This is a genomic window from Arthrobacter sp. MAHUQ-56, assembly GCF_019710585.1.
Classification (GTDB): Bacteria; Actinomycetota; Actinomycetes; order Actinomycetales; family Micrococcaceae; genus Arthrobacter.
This window is the reverse complement of the sequence record NZ_JAIFZQ010000017.1, coordinates 1-19,657: the sequence shown is the minus strand read 5'-3', so window position 1 is coordinate 19,657 and position 19,657 is coordinate 1. Positions and strand designations below refer to the sequence as shown.

Annotated in this window: 16 protein-coding genes; 8 read left to right on the top strand and 8 right to left on the bottom strand. The window is 66.4% G+C overall.

The features are described from left to right. Positions 1–34: 34 nt before the first annotated feature. From K4G53_RS10390 to tkt, 5 genes are read right to left on the bottom strand one after another with little or no spacing between them, the layout of a single operon-like run. Complete coding sequence (locus K4G53_RS10390; RefSeq protein ID WP_221385638.1) at positions 35–976, bottom strand: glucose-6-phosphate dehydrogenase assembly protein OpcA; 942 nt, start codon at positions 974–976, stop codon at positions 35–37. Next, positions 973–2,532 carry a glucose-6-phosphate dehydrogenase gene (gene zwf / locus K4G53_RS10385; protein ID WP_221385637.1) on the bottom strand — a complete coding sequence of 520 codons (1,560 nt, stop codon included), beginning with the start codon at positions 2,530–2,532 and terminating at the stop codon, positions 973–975. The genes K4G53_RS10390 and zwf overlap by 4 nt, the downstream gene beginning before the upstream one ends. Positions 2,533–2,547: 15 nt before the next feature. Beyond that, a complete protein-coding gene (locus tag K4G53_RS10380; protein WP_221385636.1) occupies positions 2,548–4,179 on the bottom strand; it encodes a glucose-6-phosphate isomerase in 1,632 nt (543 codons plus the stop codon). A 6-nt stretch (positions 4,180–4,185) separates the two neighbouring features. Then, on the bottom strand, positions 4,186–5,301 hold the full coding sequence (gene tal / locus K4G53_RS10375; protein ID WP_221385635.1) for a transaldolase: 1,116 nt from the start codon (positions 5,299–5,301) through the stop codon (positions 4,186–4,188). Positions 5,302–5,327: 26 nt separating this feature from the next. After that, a complete protein-coding gene (gene tkt, locus K4G53_RS10370) occupies positions 5,328–7,445 on the bottom strand; it encodes a transketolase (RefSeq protein WP_221385634.1) in 2,118 nt (705 codons plus the stop codon). Between the two features lie 510 nt (positions 7,446–7,955). On the opposite strand from tkt, the gene K4G53_RS10365 reads away from it, so the two are divergent. Then, positions 7,956–8,912, top strand: coding sequence for a heme o synthase (locus K4G53_RS10365; protein ID WP_221385633.1), 957 nt, complete (start codon positions 7,956–7,958; stop codon positions 8,910–8,912). 269 nt (positions 8,913–9,181) lie between these two features. After that, a complete protein-coding gene (locus K4G53_RS10360) occupies positions 9,182–11,452 on the top strand; it encodes a bifunctional SulP family inorganic anion transporter/carbonic anhydrase (RefSeq protein ID WP_221385632.1) in 2,271 nt (756 codons plus the stop codon). A gap of 95 nt (positions 11,453–11,547) precedes the next feature. Here the strand turns inward: K4G53_RS10360 and K4G53_RS10355 are convergent, their stop codons facing one another. The 3 genes from K4G53_RS10355 to K4G53_RS10345 are packed head-to-tail and all read right to left on the bottom strand — an operon-like array spanning position 11,548 to position 14,232. Then, entirely contained in the window at positions 11,548–12,492 is a 945-nt protein-coding gene (locus K4G53_RS10355; RefSeq protein ID WP_221385631.1) for a heme A synthase, read from the bottom strand. A gap of 7 nt (positions 12,493–12,499) precedes the next feature. Next, positions 12,500–13,267: an ABC transporter permease gene (locus K4G53_RS10350; protein ID WP_221385630.1), complete on the bottom strand. Its 768-nt coding sequence runs from the start codon at positions 13,265–13,267 to the stop codon at positions 12,500–12,502. Next, complete coding sequence (locus K4G53_RS10345; RefSeq protein WP_221385629.1) at positions 13,264–14,232, bottom strand: ABC transporter ATP-binding protein; 969 nt, start codon at positions 14,230–14,232, stop codon at positions 13,264–13,266. Before K4G53_RS10345 ends, K4G53_RS10350 begins: the two co-directional genes overlap by 4 nt. 144 nt (positions 14,233–14,376) lie before the next feature. On the opposite strand from K4G53_RS10345, the gene K4G53_RS10340 reads away from it, so the two are divergent. The 6 genes from K4G53_RS10340 to K4G53_RS10315 are packed head-to-tail and all read left to right on the top strand — an operon-like array spanning position 14,377 to position 19,443. After that, positions 14,377–15,183 (top strand): metalloregulator ArsR/SmtB family transcription factor, encoded by an 807-nt coding sequence (locus tag K4G53_RS10340; protein WP_260323507.1) that lies wholly within the window; start codon positions 14,377–14,379, stop codon positions 15,181–15,183. Further along, positions 15,183–16,646 carry a Fe-S cluster assembly protein SufB gene (gene sufB, locus K4G53_RS10335; RefSeq protein ID WP_043454764.1) on the top strand — a complete coding sequence of 488 codons (1,464 nt, stop codon included), beginning with the start codon at positions 15,183–15,185 and terminating at the stop codon, positions 16,644–16,646. The genes K4G53_RS10340 and sufB overlap by 1 nt, the downstream gene beginning before the upstream one ends. Next, the gene (gene sufD / locus K4G53_RS10330; protein WP_221385627.1) at positions 16,646–17,887 is read left to right on the top strand and encodes a Fe-S cluster assembly protein SufD; all 1,242 of its coding nucleotides are present in this window, start codon (positions 16,646–16,648) and stop codon (positions 17,885–17,887) included. The genes sufB and sufD overlap by 1 nt, the downstream gene beginning before the upstream one ends. A gap of 17 nt (positions 17,888–17,904) precedes the next feature. Next, positions 17,905–18,261, top strand: coding sequence for a non-heme iron oxygenase ferredoxin subunit (locus tag K4G53_RS10325; RefSeq protein ID WP_221385626.1), 357 nt, complete (start codon positions 17,905–17,907; stop codon positions 18,259–18,261). Between the two features lie 42 nt (positions 18,262–18,303). Then, positions 18,304–19,098: a Fe-S cluster assembly ATPase SufC gene (gene sufC / locus K4G53_RS10320; protein WP_221385625.1), complete on the top strand. Its 795-nt coding sequence runs from the start codon at positions 18,304–18,306 to the stop codon at positions 19,096–19,098. Positions 19,099–19,110: 12 nt separating this feature from the next. Continuing rightward, the gene (locus K4G53_RS10315) at positions 19,111–19,443 is read left to right on the top strand and encodes a metal-sulfur cluster assembly factor (RefSeq protein WP_009357674.1); all 333 of its coding nucleotides are present in this window, start codon (positions 19,111–19,113) and stop codon (positions 19,441–19,443) included. The last annotated feature ends 214 nt before the right edge of the window (positions 19,444–19,657 follow it).

The window sequence follows — 19,657 nt, the reverse complement described above, 5'->3', positions numbered from 1 at the left end:
GACGGACGAATCAGGATGAATGCTTACTCTTGGGTCAACGCTCACTGGGTCGGACGCTCCTTAGATTGGTTCGTGGCAGTCCCATAGTAATCACTTCGCCAAACACTTCATCCGGGTCGAGCCGGCGCAGTTCCTCGGCGAGGCAGTCGCGGAGGCTGCGGCGCGGCAGGGAGATGCGCTGCGCCGGTTGGCCGGGTTGGGTGAGTTCGGCGATGGAGAGCCCGGGCCGGAAGAGCTGGATGTCACCGCCCGGGCGGGTGAGCCGGACGCGGCGTATGCCCGTCCCGGCCGGGTCCGCGACGATGGTGACAGGTGCGTCCAGGGTCAGCGTGAGCCAGGCGGCCAGGAGGATGGTGCTCGGCGAGTCCGACGCTCCTTCCACTGCGACCGCAGTGACCGGGGAGGAGTCGGCTTCGTCCAGTGCGGCCGCGAGTTGGATGCGCCAGTTGGTTAGGCGTGTCCAGGCGAGGTCGGTATCACCGGCCTTGTAGGTCCGGTGGATGCGCTCGAGGGCGGCCTGGGGGTCGGGTTCATTCGCGGAGTCGGTGATCCGGCGGTGCGCGATCGCGCCGATGGAAGTCTCGCAGGCGTTCTGCGGGGCGCCGTGCGGCCACCAGGCCACTATGGGTGCGTCCGGGAGCAGCAATGCAGCGACGAGGGATTCGGATTCGTGCGCGAGTTGGCCGTAGCCGCGCAGCACGATCACCTCCGACGCGCCGGCGTCCCCGCCGACCCGGATCTGGGCGTCGAGCCGGTCCGCGTGGTCCTTCCCGGCGTCGGCGAGGACGATGATCCGGCAGGGGTGTTCGCGGGAGGCGTCGTTCGCGGCCTCGATCGCTTCTTCCTCCAGCCCCGACTTCGTGACCACGACCAGGGTCAGGACCCGGCCCAGGGCGATCACGCCGCCCTGCTCGCGCAGGGCCATCAGTTCCTTGGAGACCTTCGAGGTGGTGGTATCGGGCAGGTTAACGATCATGGCCTTCTCCAGGTTCGTCCGTCACGGGCCAGCAGCTCATCAGCAGAGGAGGGTCCCCAGGAGCCGGGGGCATAGGGTTCAGGCTGCTCACCCAGGGAGGCCCAGTATTCCTCGAACGGGTCAAGGATCTTCCAGGACAGCTCCACTTCCTCATGGCGGGGGAACAGCGGCGGCTCACCGAGCAGCACATCCAGGATCAGCCGTTCGTAGGCTTCCGGGCTGGATTCGGTGAACGAGTGCCCGTACCCGAAGTCCATCGTCACATCGCGGACTTCCATCTGGGTGCCGGGAACCTTGGACCCGAACCGGATGGTCACACCCTCATCGGGCTGGACCCGGATCACCACCGCGTTCTGCCCGAAATCATCCTCCCCGTGGTCACGGAAGAGCAGGTTGGGGGCGCGCTTGAACACCACCGCGATCTCCGTCACCCTGCGGCCCAGCCGCTTCCCGGCGCGCAGGTAGAACGGCACCCCGGACCAACGCCGGGTGTGAATGTCCACCCGAATTGCCGCGTAGGTCTCCGTGGTCGAATCGGCAGGGATACCCTCTTCTTCCAGGTAGCCCTGGACCTGTTCCCCGCCCTGCCAGCCGCCGGTGAACTGCCCCCGTGCCGAATGCGTCGACAAATCGTCCGGGAGCTTGACCGCGGCGAGGACCTTTTCCTTCTCCGCGCGCAGGTCATCGGCGTTGAACGAGATCGGTTCCTCCATCGCCGTCAGCGCCAGCAGCTGCAGCAGGTGGTTCTGGATGACATCCCGCGCCGCACCCACGCCGTCGTAATACCCGGCGCGGCCGCCGGTGCCGATGTCCTCGGCCATCGTGATCTGCACATGGTCCACGTAGTTCGCGTTCCACAACGGCTCGAACAACTGGTTCGCGAACCGCAGCGCCAGGATGTTCTGCACCGTCTCCTTGCCCAGGTAATGGTCAATCCGGAACACGGCGTCCGGCGGGAACACCGACTCGACAATGTCGTTGAGCTTCCGCGCCGACTCCAGGTCGTGGCCGAAGGGTTTCTCGATCACCACCCGCCGCCACTTGTCCCCCTCAGCCTGCGCCAGGCCGTGCTTGGACAACTGCCGGCAGACCTGCTCGAAGGCCTTGGGCGGGATCGACAAATAAAACGCGTGGTTCCCCCGGGTGCCCCGGACATCGTCGAGTTCCTTGATGGTCTCGCCCAGGCGCTCAAACGCCGCGTCGTCGTCGAACTCGCCCTGGACAAACCGGATGCCCTCCGAGAGCTGGTTCCACACCGCCTCATCAAACGGCGTCCGCGCATGCGCCTGCACCGAGTCCTTCACCTGGGCGGCGAAATCGGCGTCACTCCACGCACGCCGGCCAAACCCCACCAGCGCGAAACTCGGCGGCAACAACCCACGATTCGCAAGGTCATAAACAGCCGGCATCAACTTCTTCCGGGCCAAGTCACCCGTCACCCCAAAAAGGACCAACGACGACGGACCGGCAATCCGGTTCAAACGGCGGTCACGCGGATCGCGCAGCGGATTACGCCCGCGGCCCGCGCCCTTCCTGCCGTATTCAGTTTCTGGCATGGTTGCTTCTGCGCCTTAGCTTTCGGTTGCGGATGCGCGGGCGGACAGGGCAGCGACGATGTCCTGCAGCTGCGCCACGCCGGCGGCACGGTCGGTGAGGTGGAGGCGCAGCACGGGACGGCCGTGCTCTGCCAGGACCTGGGCGTCCCCTGCCGCCTGGGCGGTGATGAGTTCACCGAAGGTGAAGGGACGGTCAGGGATGGCAAGGTCTTCCGTGGGCGCGGCAGTGACCTGGAGGAACACTCCGATGGCGGGGCCGCCCTTGTGGAACTGGCCGGTGGAGTGCAGGAAGCGCGGTCCCCAGCCGAAGGTCACCGGACGGCCGGTTGCTGCGGCCAGCTCATCGCGTACGCCTTCGAGTTGAGCGAACGCCAGCCGGTCGAAGTAGGCCTGGACGCTGAGGTAGCTGTCCGGCTGAAGGGTATCCAGCAGGGCACGGACTGCTTCTTCGGCCGTTGCGGCAGCACCAAGCCACTCGCCGCCGCGGACCTCGATGGCGCCGTCGACGAAGGCGGCCGGAGTAGGCTCGGGCTGCGCGTCCAGGAGTCCGCGGGCGGCCACCTTGGCAGCTTCGACGTCCGGCTGGTCGAACGGGTTGATGCCCAGCAGGCGTCCGGCCACTGCGGTGGCGAACTCCCACACCATCATCTGCGCCGCGAGGCCGCCGGCGATGGCAACCTCGTTGGCACCGAGTTCGACGTCGGCGTCGGCGCCGACCAGGCGCACCACCAGGACGTCGTCGGCGCCGGTCTTCGCCTCGGGCGATGAGGGACCGGCGACAACCGGGAGGACACCGGTGCCCAGCTTGCCGGTGGATTCGGCGATGAGCTGTTCCGCCCAGTCGGCGAAGCCCACGATGCCGGAGCCGTCCTCGGCGATGACGATCTTGTTGCGCAGCGGGCTGGTTCCGCCCAGCGCGGTACCCAGCGCCAGGCCGATGTTCTCCGGTGCGTCCTCGTTGAGGACTTCGGCTGCTTCCTCGGCCTCGTCCAGGAAGGCCCGGATGTCCACGCCGGCCAGGCCGGACGGCACCAGGCCGAAAGCGGTCAGGGCGGAGAAGCGGCCACCGACGTTGGGGTCGGCGTTGAAGACGGCGCGGTAGCCGGCCTCGCGGGAAGCCTTGTCCAGGGGGGAGCCGGGGTCGGTGACGATGATGATCCGGCTGTTTGCGTCGATGCCGGCGTCGTTGAACGCCTTTTCGAAGACCCGGCGCTGGGAGTCGGTCTCAACGGTGGACCCGGACTTGGACGAAACCACAATGGCAGTTTCGGCCAGGCGCTCCGCCAGGGCAGCACGGACCTGGTCCGGGTCCGTGCTGTCCAGCACAGTCAGCTCGACGCCGGCGGTGCCTGCGATGACCTCCGGGGCCAGCGAGGACCCGCCCATGCCGCAAAGCACGATGCGGGTAACCCCTTCGGCCCGGAGGGCGTCGCGGAGTTCCAGGATTTCCTTGACCAGAGGCTGGGAGACGGTGGCCGCCTCGACCCAGCCGAGGCGGATGGCCGACTCGGACTCCGCGTCGGGGCCCCACAAGGTGTGGTCCTTCGCGAAGATCCGGGTGGCGATCCGGTCCTCAACCAGGGCGGGGAGGTGCTGTTCCAGTGCCTGCTGTGCGGCACCGGTGGCTTCGTAGCTGAGTGTGCTCATGGGTGGTTAGGAGGCCTTCCGTGCAGCGGCGAGTGCGCCTTCGACGTCGGCCAGCAGTTCCTTCCAGCTGGCCACGAACTTGTCCAGGCCCTCGGATTCGAGGATGGCAACGACGTCGTTGTAGGAGACGCCGAGCTTCTCCAGTGCGTCGAGGGTGGCGTTGGCTTCCGCGTAGGTACCGGTGACGGTGTCACCGGTAACCACACCGTGGTCGAAGGTGGCGTCGAGGGTCTTCTCCGGCATGGTGTTCACGACGCCGGGTGCCACCAGTTCGGTCACGTAAAGCGTGTCCGGGTAGGCGGGGTCCTTCACGCCGGTGGATGCCCACAGGGGGCGCTGGGGGAGTGCGCCGGCGTCGGCCAGCAGGGCCCAGCGCTCGGTGGCGAAGAGCTCCTCGTAGACCTGGTAGGCGAGGCGGGCGTTAGCCAGCCCGGCCTTGCCCTTGAGGGCCTTGGCTTCGTCGGTGCCGATCGCATCGAGGCGCTTGTCGATTTCGGTATCCACGCGGGAGACGAAGAACGAGGCCACGGAGTGGATCTTCGAGAGGTCGTGGCCGTTTTCCTTGGCCTGCTCCAGGCCCGACTGGAAGGCGTTGATGACGGCACGGTAACGCTCGAGGGAGAAGATCAGGGTCACGTTGACGCTGATGCCCTCGGCGAGGGTAGCCGTGATCGCTTCGAGGCCTTCGAGCGTTGCCGGGATCTTAATGTGGACGTTGTCCTTGTTGACCTTCTTGTACAGGTGCTTCGCCTCGGCGATGGTACCTGCCGTGTCCCAGGCCAGGCGCGGGTCTACTTCGATCGACACGCGGCCGTCGACGCCCTTGGTGGCTGCGGCCACGGGGGCGAACAGGTCGCAGGCGTCGGCGACGTCGGTGGTGGTGATTTCGAAGATGGTGTCCTCGACGCTGGCACCGGCTGCGGCCTGGGCTGCGATGGTGGCGTCGTAGTCGGTGCCGGTGGTGATCGCGGCGTGGAAGATGGACGGGTTGGTGGTCACGCCGACCACGTTCTTCTCCTCGATGAGCTTGCGGAGGGTGCCGGTTTCCAGGCGTCCGCGGGAAAGGTCATCGAGCCAGATGGAAACTCCGGCGTCGGAGAGCTGCTGGGTGGGGGTAGTCATGGTGTTGATCTCCTAGAAGTTTAGGTTCAGGCCTGGAGGGCGGAGAGGGAGTCCTTGGCAGCGGCGGCCACTGCTTCTGCGGTGATGCCGAACTCCTGGAACAGGCGCTTGTAGTCGGCGGAAGCGCCGTAGTGCTCGAGACTGATGGAACGGCCGGCGTCACCGACGAATTCCTGCCAGCCCAGGGCCAGTCCTGCTTCTACCGAGACACGGGCCTTGACGGCAGCGGGCAGGACAGATTCGCGGTACGCGGCGTCCTGCTTCTTGAACCACTCAACGCAGGGCATGGACACGACGCGGGCTGCGATGCCTTCGGCCTGGAGGGCTTCGCGGGCCTTCACGGCGAGCTGGACCTCGGAGCCGGTGGCGATCAGGATGACGTCGGCCGGGACGGTGGCGCCGTCCTTGGAAGCCTCCGCCAGGACGTAGCCGCCCCTGGCAACACCCGCGGTGGAACCGAACGTGTCGCCGTCGGCGTCGCCCGTGCCGCGTTCCCAGGTGGGGATGTTCTGGCGGGTCAGGACGATGCCTGCGGGGTTGGCGTGGTTTTCCAGCATGGTCTTCCAGGCCGCTGCCACTTCGTTGGCGTCGCCGGGGCGGACGACGTCCAGGCCGACGATGGCGCGCAGCGAGGCGAGCTGTTCCACCGGCTGGTGGGTGGGACCGTCTTCGCCGAGGCCGATGGAGTCGTGCGTCCAGACATACAGCGACGGGACACCCATCAGGGCGCCGAGGCGGATGGCGGGGCGCTGGTAGTCGGAGAAGATCAGGAACGTGCCCGAGAACGCGCGGGTGTTGCCCGCCAGGCTGATGCCGTTCACGATCGAGGCTGCGGCGTGTTCGCGGATGCCGAAGTGCAGCACCCGGCCGTACGGGTTGCCGGACCAGGCGCCGGTCTGCTTGGAGGCCGGAACGAACGACGGCGAGCCTTCGATGGTGGTGTTGTTGGACTCGGCGAGGTCCGCTGAGCCGCCCCAGAGTTCGGGCAGGACCGGGCCCAGGGCATTCAGGACCTTGCCCGATGCGGCACGGGTGGAGACATCCTTGCCGGCTTCGAAGACCGGCAGGGCAGCGTCGATGCCTTCGGGCAGTTCCTGCGCCTCGATGCGCTGCAGCAGGGCCGCGCCTTCGGGGTTGGCTTCCTGCCAGGCGTTGAAGGACTCTTCCCATTCCTTGCGGGCGGCCGCGCCGCGGTCCACCACCTGGCGGGCGTGGTCCAGGACTTCCTGGTCCACCTCGAAGGACTTGGCAGGGTCGAAGCCCAGCACGTCCTTCAGCGCTGCGACTTCCTCGGCGCCGAGGGCGGAACCGTGGATCTTGCCGGTGTTCTGCTTCTTCGGTGCCGGGTAGCCGATGATGGTCCGCAGCGAGATGATGGACGGCTTGGAGGTCTCTGCCTTTGCCGCGAGCAGAGCGCTGTAGAGCTCCTGCACGTCTTCCTTGTATTCGCCAGTCTTGGTCCAGTCCACCCGCTGGGTGTGCCAGCCGTAGGCTTCGTAACGCTTGAGGACATCCTCGGTGAACGCGATGTCGGTGTCGTCTTCGATGGAGATGTGGTTCTCGTCGTAGATGACCACGAGGTTGCCGAGCTCCTGGTGGCCTGCCAGCGAGGAAGCCTCGGCAGTGACGCCTTCCTGGAGGTCGCCGTCGGACGCAATGACCCAGACAGTGTGGTCGAAGGGCGACTCGCCGGCGGGGGCATCGGCGTCGAACAGGCCGCGCTGGCGGCGCTGGGAGTAGGCGAAGCCCACGGAGGAGGCCAGGCCCTGGCCCAGCGGGCCGGTGGTGATCTCCACGCCCGCGGTGTGCTTGTATTCCGGGTGGCCCGGGGTCAATGAACCCCAGGTGCGAAGCGCCTCCAGGTCCTTGAGTTCCAGCCCGTAGCCGTTGAGGAACAGCTGGATGTAAAGCGTCAGCGACGTGTGGCCCGGGGACAGGATGAAGCGGTCGCGGCCCAGCCACTGCGGATCGCGGGGATCATGGCGCATCAGCTTCTGGAACAGCAGGTACGCAGCCGGAGCAAGGCTCATCGCCGTACCCGGGTGGCCATTGCCCACCTTCTCCACGGCATCCGCAGCCAGCACGCGGATGGTATCCACCGCCTTCTGGTCCAAGCTGGTCCATGACAGTTCTTGCTCTTCCAAATGTGGCACGAAAACCGGGCCCCTCTCTGTGCTGATCGCGCCGGTACACCTGGTTCGGCTGCAGGCGCGCTGTATGGCGCCCGTCGCGGGTGTACCCAGTCGCCATCGAAACGTGGATCCTTGACTCAGCCACCGCGTGCTTCGGAATGCGTTTTCCGCTACTTCCTTCATGCGGGCTGACCTGCTGCCAGCTTAGCCGTTATCCATACTTCGGGCGGCGCAAATCTCACGTTTTGGACGCAATTTCCCCTTTTGTGAATCACCCTGACGGCAGCTTGAGTTAATCTGCTCGAATCGGCATGCGAGCGATCAATTGCGCATATGGACAGGCCGGAAGGCCCGTGGCGGCGCGGTATGATATTTGAGGCCAACACCGGGTGTGCCACTACTGCCGTCCGGAGTTACCAGGCTCTCGCACGGTCCACCGGATCTGATCCTTCCGCGGCGTGCCCGGGCTGCGGGCCGCAAGACCGGAGCTGCACTGCCAGCCGCAACTGCCACACAGAACGGGTGACTGCCACCGTGAGCACAACAGATACGCCGCTGAACGCATCCCGGGCCACCGGCGCCGGGTTTGCCCGCAAGGCCAAGGCGTATCTCGCCCTCACCAAGCCGCGCGTCATTGAACTGCTCCTTGTCAGCACGCTGCCCACCATGATCTACGCGGAGCGCGGCTTTCCCTCGATCGGGCTCATCCTGGCCACGCTGGTGGGTGGCGCCTTCGCCGCCGGCAGTGCCGGTGCCTTCAACTGCTACATCGACCGGGACATCGACAAGCTGATGCACCGTACCGAGAACCGGCCGCTGGTCACCGGCGAAGTCACCCCCCGCGAAGCGCTGGTGTTCTCGTGGCTCCTGGGTGCCGCGGCCATTGTGATCCTGTGGTTCGGGGCCAACCCGCTCTCGGCCTGGCTTGGACTGGGTGCCATCTTCTTCTACGTGGTGATCTACACCATGATCCTGAAGCGGCGCACCGCGCAGAACATCGTGTGGGGCGGTGCGGCAGGCTGCTTCCCGGTCCTGATTGCCTGGGCCGCAGTGACCAACTCGGTGGAGTGGCCCGCCATCATCCTCTTCATGGTGATCTTCCTGTGGACGCCGCCGCACTACTGGCCCTTGTCCATGCGCTATGGCGAGGACTACCGCAACGCGAACGTTCCCATGCTCGGCGCCATTGCCGGCGCGAAGGTGGTTTCCGTCCAGGTTGTCCTCTATGCCTGGGCCATGGTGGCCTGCTCACTGCTCATGGTCCCGGCAGGCGGAGCGGGCTGGGTCTACACCGTGACCGCCGTGCTGGCCGGCGCCTGGTTCCTCTACGAATCACACGCCCTGTACGCACGCGCGCAGCGCGAGGACATCCCTGACAAGCGGGCCATGAAGGTCTTCCACGGGTCCATCAGCTACCTGACCCTGCTGTTCATCGCCCTGGCCGTCGATCCGTTCGTCGGACCCGCCCTGGTGGGCTAGGAAGAGCAGCCCCCTCACTGCAACAAACCGGACGCGGCCCCATCTCATGGGGCCGCTTCCGGTTTAACAGCCAGGACTTGACGCCCCCTCGCCCCCTGCCCCAAAGCGGGAAGCGCCCCATCACGTCCTGAATGCCATCTGCGCCAGTCGAAGGTGATGGGGCCTCACAGCGCCTATGACATTTTTGTCACATCCGTCACTTTTCGTGTCACTGGGCGTGACTACCTGCTTACGGTGGAGCGGACCCTATCCTCAAACGAAGGAGAATCATGGAAGCCCGACCCTCCACCATTCCTGCTCCCAGCCACAGCCCGCCGGGAGGAAAGGACGGCCGCAGCCGCTTCACGCGTTTCCGCACGCCGTTCACCCACCTTGGCGCAGATGTGCCGGCGTCCCTGGTGGTCTTCCTCGTCGCCCTGCCACTCTCGCTCGGCATCGCCGCCGCCTCCGGCGCCCCCATCATGGCCGGTCTTATCGCAGCCGCCGTCGGCGGAATCGTCGCCGGCAGCCTCGGCGGGTCACCGCTGCAGGTGAGCGGTCCGGCGGCCGGCCTGACAGTGGTGGTTGCCGGACTGGTCCAGGAATTTGGCTGGCAGGTGACGTGCGCGATCACGGCCGCTGCCGGCGTCGTGCAACTCCTGCTGGGGATCAGCCGCGTAGGCCGGGCGGCCCTGGCCGTCTCTCCGGTGGTCGTCAAAGCCATGCTGGCCGGTATTGGAATCACCATCATCCTGCAGCAACTCCAGGTGCTCCTGGGGTCCCGGCCCGCCGGCTCCGCTTTTGAGAACCTCGTTGCCCTGCCCGCCGCCATCACCAACCTCGAACTGCACGCAGCCCTGCTGGGGCTGGCGGTGGTTGCGATCCTGCTCTGCTGGAGATTCCTGCCCGCGGTGGTCCGGCGTGTCCCCGGCCCACTCGCCGCCGTTGCAGCCGGCACCGCCCTGTCGGTGGCCTTCGCGCCCGGCGTCGAACGCATCGCCCTGGACGGCTCGATCTTTGATGCGGTTGCCTTGCCGGAACTCCCCGATGGGAACTGGCGTGCCTTCGCCTTCGCCGTCCTGACGATGGCCCTCATCGCCAGCATCGAGTCCCTGCTGTCCGCCGTGGCGGTGGACAAGATGCAGACCGGACCCCGCACCAACCTCAACCGCGAGCTCATTGGCCAGGGCGCAGCAAACATGGTTTCCGGCTCGCTTGGCGGACTCCCCGTCACGGGCGTGATCGTCCGCAGCGCCACCAACGTCGAAGCGGGCGCTGCCACCCGGACCTCCGCCGTACTGCACGGCGTCTGGGTCCTGGCCTTCTCGGCCCTCTTCGCCGGACTGATCCAGCTGATCCCGCTGGCCGTCCTGGCCGGGCTGCTCATCGTGATCGGTGCCCGCCTCATCAAGGTGGCCGACATCCGCACGAGCCTGCGCACCGGCGACCTTCCCATCTATGCGGCAACGCTCCTCTGCGTGGTCTTCCTGAACCTGCTCGAAGGCGTCATGATCGGCCTCGCCCTGGCAGCGGCCAGCGTGCTTTGGCGGATGCTGCGGACCGCCATCCATGCCCACCCGCCTGCCCCGCCGTCGTCGTCGTGGCGGGTCACCATAGCCGGCTCATGCAGCTTCTTTGCGCTTCCGCGGCTGAATGGCGTCCTGCACTCCATACCCGCCGGCACTGGGGTGGTTGTCGAACTGAACGCGGACTACGTGGACCACGCCTTCCGCGAAGCCCTGCTCGCCTGGCAGCTCCAGCACCAGGCTGCAGGGGGTTCGGTCCACCTCGAAGAGCACGGGAACACCCTGTTCCAGGACGCGGCACACCAGGCGCCCCGGCGCGAGGAAGCGTCCGAACTGCCACTTCCACCCCGGCAGGAACCGCTCCTGCACGGCATTGACAAGTACCACCGCCGGTTCTCCGGCCAGGTCCGCCCCCTGGTGCAGGATCTCACCGACGCGCAGAACCCGGACACCCTGTTCGTTGCCTGTGTCGATTCCCGCGTCAACCCGAACCTGATCACCAGCAGCGGCCCCGGCGACCTGCTCACGCTGCGGAACATCGGCAACGTGGTCTGCAATGACCACCGGGACAGCTCAATCGACTCGGCGCTGTCCTTCGCGGTCAACGGCCTGGACGTGGAGACGGTGGTCATCTGCGGGCACTCGAACTGCGGTGCCATGAAGGCTGTGCTTGGCGAAGCGTCCGGGGAGGACATCGGGCTCCTCGGTTCGGGGTTCAACGCCTGGCTTGACCATGCGCGGCCCAGCCACCTGGAGTTGCTGGCAGGCCATCCCGTTGGCAGGCAGGCAGCTGCCGCAGGTTACAGCACAGTGGACCAGCTGGCGATGGTCAACGTTGCGGTGCAGCTGGGTAAGCTGCGCAGCCATCCCGTGACAGGACCGGCGCTGTCGGCTGGACGGCTGCAGGCCATGGGCCTGTTCTACGACATTGCCACCGCCCGGGTCCTGCAGATCACTGCCGACGGCATAGGCAACCTCGACTCGGCGGTGACCGCGGGACAGAAGGACCATGCCGGCGCGCTGAACCGCGGCTAGGCCGGACGGTCCATTCGCGACAGGCAAAGGCGCCCCGGTTCCAAACGGTACCGGGGCGCCTTTTCCAGCTGCCCGGAGGCCTGCGGGGGGCTGGACTAGTCCACGGGGCTGGAACGGGCGATGTCCCAGGCGTTTGTTGAGGCGGCCATGAGCAGCGCGGCGCCCAGCATGTGGGCCGCCACCAGGAGTGCGGGAATGCCGTTGTAGTACTGGGTGAAGCCGATGACAGCCTGGAGCACGGTGACCCCGAGGAGTCCCAGGACCGCGGTCCGGAACGGCCCGGCAATGCGGCGCCTGAATACGACCACCAGCGCCACCAGCGTCCCCGCCGTCACCAGGTAGGCCGGCACGGCGTGGATGTGGGAAAACAGGTCCCAGTCCAGGTTGTTGCGCGGAGCGTCGGCGTCGCCGGCGTGCGGGCCAGCCCCCGTCACCACAACCCCCAGCATCACGGCTGCGGCGGAGAAAAGCGCGACGGCGGCCGTCACCGGACGCAGCAGCCCCGGCAATGCCTGGTGCCGGAAGGACATGACGCGGCCGGTCCGGCCGAAGGCCCGGTTGACCAGCAGGGTGGCGAAGACCACCAGGGCCATGGAGACCAGGAAGTGCAGGCCCACCACCCAGGGGTTGAGGTTGGTCAGCACGGTGACGCCGCCGATCACGGCCTGGGCCGGGATGCTGGCCAGCAGTCCCAGTGCCAGCAGGAACAGGTCCTTGCGTTCCTTCCTCAGGTTCCACAGGTACACCAGCATCAGGGCAGCCACCGCGGCCAGCGCGAACGTCAGCAGCCGGTTCCCGAACTCGATGAAGCCGTGGATGCCCATTTCCGGCGTGTTGACCAGCGAGTCGGAGGTGCAGCGTGGCCAGGTGGGGCAGCCCAGTCCGGATGCGGTCAGGCGCACCGCGCCTCCGGTGACCACCAGCAGGGTCTGGCCGATCAGGGAGGCGACGGCGAGGCGGCGGACGCGCGCGTCCACGGTACGCGGCAGCCGTGACGCCAGTAGGCCTGCCAGCTGGGGGAGGCGTGAAGCCGTGCTCACAATGATCTCAATTCCACTTGAACCAACGGATGGCTGCTGCCCCGGCGATAACGGTCCAGAGCAGCAGGATGAGGGCGGCGCCGCCGTTCAGGGCGCCACCAAGGAAGGCCGCACGCATGGACTCGCCCAGCGCGCCGGAGGGCAGGAAGTGCACCACGGCCTGGGCTGCGGCGGGCAGCCTTTCGGCGGGAATGACAATGCCGCCCATGGCCCCAAGCAGGATCCACAGCAGGTTGGTGATGGCCAGGGTGGCTTCCGGGCGTACTGTCCCGGCCACCAGCAGGCCGAGCGCGGTGAAAGCTGCGGCCCCGAGAGCCAGGAGGGCCAGGCCGGGGAGCCAGCCTGCGGCCACCGGCTTCCAGCCCAGTGCCATGGCAACAGCGCCTACCACCACTACCTGGAGGCAGAGGACGGCCAGGACGGAAAGCACCTTGCCGGCGATGAGGCCTCCGCGGCCCAGGGGAGTGGTGGACAGGAACCTCAGGACCCCGTACCGCCGGTCGAAGCCGGTGGCGATGCCCTGGCCGGTGAAGGCCGTGGACATGGCGCACAGGGCAAGGATGCCCGGAACGGCAACGTTGATCCGGCTGGAGCCCATCCCGTCCAGGAACGGAGTCACCGTCAGCCCGACAAGCGCCAGCAGGGGCAGCACGACGGCGAGGATCAGCTGTTCGCCGTTGCGGAGCATCGTCAAAGCCTCGTACTTGCCCTGCAACAGGACACGCCGCAGCAGGGACGCGGGCTGCTGGGTTTGCTGCGTTGCCGCCGGGCTCATCGGATGTCCTTTCCCGAAATATCCAAAAAGACGTCTTCAAGGCTACGCGCCTGGAGGCTCATTGATGCCGGCATGATGCCCTGCTGGTCCCACCATTGGGCCAGGGCGGAAAGGTGGCCGGGCGTCAGGGTCCCGGTCACCGTGTAACTGCCGGCGCGGGGTTCGGAGACGTCCACGCCGTCCGGCAGCACCCGGGAAAGGTCCAGCCCCGGCGGGGCCTCGAAGACCAGGGTCCGCACGTGTTCCGCGCCTTGGTCTGCGCCGGGATTGCGCTGCAGGAGCTCCTGGACGGTTCCTTCGGCGACGTTCCGGCCGCCGTCGATGATGTAGACATAGTCCGCGAGGCGCTGTGCGTCGTCCATCAGGTGGGTGGTGAGGATGATTCCCATGCCGCTATCGCGGAGTTCGGCGATCAGGTCGAACACGAGTTGCCGCGACTGCGGGTCGAGACCCGCGCTTGGCTCGTCCAGGAAGAGCACTTCCGGCCGGCCGATCAGGGCCGCCGCAAGCGCCAGGCGCTGCTTCTGCCCGCCGGAAAGGCGGCGGACGCCTGTCCTGCTGAAGGCATCGATGCCGAGCCTGCCCACCAGGTCCTCCACGGGCCAGGGCCGCGCGTAGAGTCCGGCGATGTGCCGCAGCAAAGGAAGGGGACGGGCCGACGGCGGGAGCCCGCCGTCCTGCAGCATCACACCTACCCTGGCGCGCAGGTCCGCCCCTGCCGTGGCCGGGTCCTGGCCCAGCAGGGAGATGGTGCCGCCGCTGCGCTTCTGCAGTCCCTGCGCGCATTCCAAGGTGGTGGTCTTCCCCGCACCGTTGGCGCCCAGCAGGGCTGTAACCTGCCCCCGCTCGGCAACGAGTGAAACGCCACTCACCACCCGGAGCATTTTGCCGTCCAGGCTGGAGAGGGGGCCAACGTCCTTGATGAGCCCATGGATGGACAAGACAGGGGATTGGGGGGATCGCACCACAGTATTCTACGGGATGTAGTATTCACCGCCGCCTGCGGGGGAGTGGAGCCGCGGCCTGGTCATAATCGGTGCGCACCCAAGGTCAGCCTGCCCTTACTGGAGTGCGGGAGTAAATTACGACATGATTGTGTTGTGTATTCCATGACCCACGCTACAGCTGCGCCCGTCGCCGGGCCCGGTCCCGCGGGATCCAGCCCAGTGGCTGACGCCGATGAGCGGACCCGTGACCGCGTCCTTTCGGCGGTCCTGGAACACGGCCCCGTCAGCGCGGCCGAACTCGGCGACATGCTGGGATTCACCCCGGCTGCCGTGCGCCGTCACCTGGACCACCTCTCCCGCGCGGGCGTGATCGAGGTGAAGCGGATCGCCAGGCCCGGCGCCGGCGCAGGCCGTCCCGCCCGCCGCTACGTCCTCAGCTCCCAGGGCCAGTCCAGCCTGGGCAACGACTACCTGGACATTGCCGCCCTGGCACTCCAGCAACTGCAGAAGGTCGCCGGTCCTGACGCCGTCCGCGCCTTCGCCGTCGAGCGCTTCGCCGACATGGAAAAGCGCTACGCACCGGAAATCGAAAAAGCCGGGCCCGATGTCCGCGACCGAGCAGCAGCCTTGTCGGCGGCCTTGAGCCGGGACAACTTCGTTGCCTCCACGGCTTCCATTGAAGCCAAGGCGCCGCTGCCGGCTGCGCTTTCCAGCGTCCAGCTGTGCCAGGGCCATTGCCCCATCCAACAGCTCGCGGCCCGCTTCCCCGTCTTCTGCGACGTCGAAACCGAAGTCTTTTCAAGGCTGGTGGGAGTGGACGTCCGGCGTCTTTCCACCCTGGCCCGCGGCGGACACGTGTGCACCACCCACATACCTACAGGCAGGCTGTCTGCAAAACCGGCCACCGCGCCGGCCGCAGCCCCCGCCCGCCTGGACGAAGTAATCAACCATCAGCAAGAAAGGCCGTGATGACGGACCAACTATCAGAGAAAGCAGTAGCCGAAAACACTGTGATCTCGGAGATTCTGGAAAAGAATCCCGAGCTCCACGGCATCGGCAACTACGAGTACGGCTGGGCCGACAAGAACGACGTCGGCGCCAATGCACGGCGTGGTCTCGATGAAGAGGTAGTCCGGGACATTTCGGCCAAGAAGAGCGAACCCGAGTGGATGCTCGACCTCCGCCTGAAGGGCCTGAAGTACTTCGACCGCAAGCCCATGCCCACCTGGGGTGCTGACCTCTCCGGCATCGACTTCGACAACATCAAGTACTTTGTCCGCTCCACCGAGAAGCAGGCCGCCACGTGGGAAGACCTGCCCGAGGACATCCGCAACACGTACGAGAAGCTCGGCATCCCGGAAGCTGAGCGCAGCCGCCTGGTCTCCGGCGTGGCCGCCCAGTACGAGTCCGAGGTGGTCTACCACCAGATCCGCGAGGACCTCGAAGCCCAGGGCGTCATCTTCCTGGACACCGACACCGCGCTGAAGGAACACCCGGAGATCTTCCAGGAATACTTCGGCACCGTGATCCCGGTGGGCGACAACAAGTTCGCTTCGCTGAACACCGCAGTGTGGTCCGGCGGTTCCTTCGTGTACGTGCCCAAGGGCGTCCACGTGGACATCCCGCTGCAGGCCTACTTCCGCATCAACACGGAAAACATGGGCCAGTTCGAGCGCACCCTGATCATCGCCGACGAGGACTCCTACGTCCACTACATCGAAGGCTGCACCGCGCCGATCTACACCTCGGACTCGCTGCACTCCGCCGTCGTTGAGATCATCGTGAAGAAGGGCGCCCGCGTCCGCTACACCACCATCCAGAACTGGTCCAACAACGTGTACAACCTGGTGACCAAGCGCGCCGTCTGCGAAGCCGGCGCCACCATGGAATGGGTTGACGGCAACATCGGCTCCAAGGTCACCATGAAGTACCCGGCCGTCTACCTGGTGGGTGAGCACGCCAAGGGCGAGACCCTGTCCATCGCCTTCGCCGGCGAGGGACAGCACCAGGACACGGGCTCCAAGATGGTGCACATCGCACCGAACACCAAGAGCTCCATCATCTCCAAGTCCGTTGCCCGCGGCGGCGGCCGTGCCGCCTACCGCGGCCTGGTCCAGGTCCGGGAAGGCGCCAAGCACTCGGCCAACACCGTGCGTTGCGACGCCCTCCTGGTGGACACCATTTCCCGCTCGGACACTTACCCGTACATCGACATCCGCGAGGACGATGTCCAGCTGGGACACGAGGCCACCGTTTCCCGCGTCAGCGAGGAGCAGCTCTTCTACCTCATGTCCCGCGGCATGCCCGAGGACGAGGCCATGGCCATGATCGTGCGCGGCTTCATCGAGCCGATCGCCCGTGAACTGCCCATGGAATACGCCCTTGAGCTGAACCGCCTCATCGAACTCCAGATGGAAGGATCCGTCGGTTAATGACTGCCGAAGCAACCACCGAAAAGGCGCGCATCGGCGCACCGTCGATCGCCGGCTTCACCGAGGAGGGCGAACACCTGGTCGCCTCCAAGGTTGACCGCCACCACAGCCACGGCACGCAGGTCATGGCCTCCCGCGCCGAACGGCTCACCAGCCACGACGTGGCCGACTTCGCCGTGCCCAACGGCCGGGAAGAGGAATGGCGGTTCACCCCGGTGCGGGAACTGTCCAACCTGTTGTCCGACGCTCCGTCGGAAGACGGTGTCCTGGACGTTTCCGTCGAGGCGCCGGCCGCCGTCGTGCAGCGGATCCTCGGCGCAGGCGAGGCCCCCCGTGGTGCCACCCTGGTCCCCGCCGACCGTGCCGCCGTCGTCGCCTCCGCCAACGCCGGTGGCGCCCAGCTCATCTCCATCCCGGAGAACGCTGAACTGGACGCTCCCGTGCGCGTTGTCCTGACCGGCAAGGGTGCGGGCCGCCGCAGCAACTCCCATGTGGTCATCGAAGCCGGGGCCAACAGCCGCGGCGTGGTGATCCTGGAGCACGGCGGCATCGCCGACCACAACGGCAACGTGGAGGTCCTGGTCCGCCAGGGCGCCCAGCTCACCGTGGTTTCGGTGCAGCTGTGGGAAGACGACGCCAAGCACCTGGCCCAGCACGACGCCGAGGTTGCCAAGGACGCCGTGTACAAGCACATCGCCGTAACCCTTGGCGGCAAGATCGTCCGCCTGAACTCCAACGTCCGGTTCGCCGGTGAAGGCGCCGAAGCCGAGCTCCTGGGCCTCTACTTCGCCGACGCCGGCCAGCACCTGGAGCACCGCTCCTTCGTGGACCACAACGTCCCCAACTGCAAGTCCAACGTCCTGTACAAGGGCGCGCTGCAGGGCAAGGGTGCACACACGGTCTGGGTGGGCGACGTGCTGATCCAGAAGCAGGCCGAAGGCACCGACTCCTACGAGAAGAACCAGAACCTGGTCCTCACCGACGGCTGCCGCGCGGACTCCGTGCCCAACCTCGAAATCGAGACCGGCCTGATCGAGGGTGCCGGCCACGCCAGTGCCACCGGCCGCTTCGACGACGAGCACCTGTTCTACCTGATGGCCCGCGGCATCCCCGAGGATGTTGCCCGCCGCCTGGTGGTCCGCGGCTTCCTCAACGAGATCATCCAGCAGATCAAGGTCCCGGCCCTCGAAGAGCGCCTGACCGAGGCTGTGGAACGCGAACTCGCGGCGACGGACAACTAAGGGACAGGCAGGAACGCATGAGCGGGACACCCAAGGGCGAGCTGGTCTGCAGTGCCAGTGACATCAAGGTCAAGCAGGCGCTGCGCATCCTGGTCGACGGCTACCCGGTGGCTGTGGTCCGGGATTCGATGGGCGAGATCCATGCAATCGGCGACACCTGCTCGCACGCGGACATTTCGCTGTCCGAAGGCGACGTTGAAGGCTGCGCCATCGAATGCTGGGGCCACGGCTCCCAGTTCGACCTGCGCAGCGGCCAGCCGCTGCAGTTGCCCGCCTACGATCCCGTTCCGGTGTTCGCCGTCGAGCTCGATGGCGACGACGTCTACGTGGACGTCACCAACGTTTTGAACGGCGCGGCAGTAGACAACTACTGATTGCCGCCAGCACCAGACTTACGAGCTAAAAGAAAGAAGAGCATGTCAACTCTTGAGATCAAGGACCTGCACGTCAGCATTGAGACGGAACAGGGCACCAAGGAGATCCTGAAGGGCGTCAGCCTGACCATCCGCACCGGTGAAACCCACGCGATCATGGGCCCCAACGGTTCGGGCAAGTCCACCCTGGCCTCCACCATCGCAGGCCACCCCCGGTACACCGTCACCAACGGCACCATCACCCTGGACGGCGAAGACGTCCTGGCGATGAGCGTTGACGAGCGCGCCCGCGCCGGCGTGTTCCTGGCCATGCAGTACCCGGTTGAGGTTCCCGGCGTCACCATGACCAACTTCCTGCGCACCGCCAAGACCGCCATCGACGGAGAAGCACCCAAGCTGCGGACCTGGACCAAGGACGTCAAGGACGCCATGGAGAAGCTGCGCATCGACGCCGACTTCGCCCAGCGCAACGTCAACGAAGGCTTCTCCGGCGGCGAAAAGAAGCGCGTGGAGATCCTCCAGCTGGAGCTCTTCAAGCCCAAGTTCGCGGTGCTGGACGAGACCGACTCCGGCCTGGATGTCGACGCGCTCAAGATCGTCTCCGAGGGCGTCAACCGTGCCCACGCCGAAGGAAACATGGGCACGCTGCTCATCACGCACTACACGCGCATCCTGCGCTACATCAAGCCTGACTTCGTCCACGTGTTCGTGGACGGCCAGGTTGTTGAAGAGGGCGGTCCCGAACTCGCCGACCGCCTTGAGGAAGAGGGCTACGACCGCTACGCCAAGGGCGCCGGCGCTGCCAGCATCGCGGCTGCGGCCGCAGCACAGGCCTAGTAAGGACTTGCCATGACCGAAATCACGCCGGGCCGCACGGCCCTGGAGGACGTCGAAGAGGCGCTCAAGGACGTCATCGATCCTGAGCTTGGCGTCAACGTTGTGGACCTCGGGCTGCTTTACGGCCTGAAGTACTCCGACGACGACGGTGCGCTGCTGATCGACATGACGCTCACCACCGCCGCCTGCCCGCTCACCGACGTGCTCGAGGAGCAGGTGGGCAAGGCCTTGGACGGCGTCGTGGACGACTGGCGCCTGAACTGGGTATGGATGCCGCCGTGGGGTCCGGAACGGATCACGGACGACGGCAAGGACCAGATGCGGGCCCTCGGGTTCAATATCTGAACAAGAAGTACGACGACGGCCGGTGGCCTTTCCCAGGAAAGGTCACCGGCCGTCGTCGTTGGTTTATCGATTGCTGCGCAGCTGCCGTTATGACCTCGGCGGATTCATATGGTCGTTGCAACGAAACCGTTGAAGGGGTGTTGCGATGCCGGCGGGGTACGTTTTTGGGGATGCGGTCAGGGACGGGTTCTTTGCGCTTTTGCGGCAAGGGGCC

What these genes read in the sequence shown, in the direction of transcription:
- K4G53_RS10390 (WP_221385638.1), bottom strand. Translation starts at nt 976, where the DNA reads ATGATCGTTAACCTGCCCGATACCACCACCTCGAAGGTCTCCAAGGAA.
- zwf (WP_221385637.1), bottom strand. Translation starts at nt 2,532, where the DNA reads ATGCCAGAAACTGAATACGGCAGGAAGGGCGCGGGCCGCGGGCGTAAT.
- K4G53_RS10380 (WP_221385636.1), bottom strand. Translation starts at nt 4,179, where the DNA reads ATGAGCACACTCAGCTACGAAGCCACCGGTGCCGCACAGCAGGCACTG.
- tal (WP_221385635.1), bottom strand. Translation starts at nt 5,301, where the DNA reads ATGACTACCCCCACCCAGCAGCTCTCCGACGCCGGAGTTTCCATCTGG.
- K4G53_RS10360 (WP_221385632.1), top strand. Translation starts at nt 9,182, where the DNA reads ATGGAAGCCCGACCCTCCACCATTCCTGCTCCCAGCCACAGCCCGCCG.
- K4G53_RS10350 (WP_221385630.1), bottom strand. Translation starts at nt 13,267, where the DNA reads ATGAGCCCGGCGGCAACGCAGCAAACCCAGCAGCCCGCGTCCCTGCTG.
- K4G53_RS10340 (WP_260323507.1), top strand. Translation starts at nt 14,377, where the DNA reads ATGACCCACGCTACAGCTGCGCCCGTCGCCGGGCCCGGTCCCGCGGGA.
- sufB (WP_043454764.1), top strand. Translation starts at nt 15,183, where the DNA reads ATGACGGACCAACTATCAGAGAAAGCAGTAGCCGAAAACACTGTGATC.
- sufD (WP_221385627.1), top strand. Translation starts at nt 16,646, where the DNA reads ATGACTGCCGAAGCAACCACCGAAAAGGCGCGCATCGGCGCACCGTCG.
- K4G53_RS10325 (WP_221385626.1), top strand. Translation starts at nt 17,905, where the DNA reads ATGAGCGGGACACCCAAGGGCGAGCTGGTCTGCAGTGCCAGTGACATC.
- sufC (WP_221385625.1), top strand. Translation starts at nt 18,304, where the DNA reads ATGTCAACTCTTGAGATCAAGGACCTGCACGTCAGCATTGAGACGGAA.
- K4G53_RS10315 (WP_009357674.1), top strand. Translation starts at nt 19,111, where the DNA reads ATGACCGAAATCACGCCGGGCCGCACGGCCCTGGAGGACGTCGAAGAG.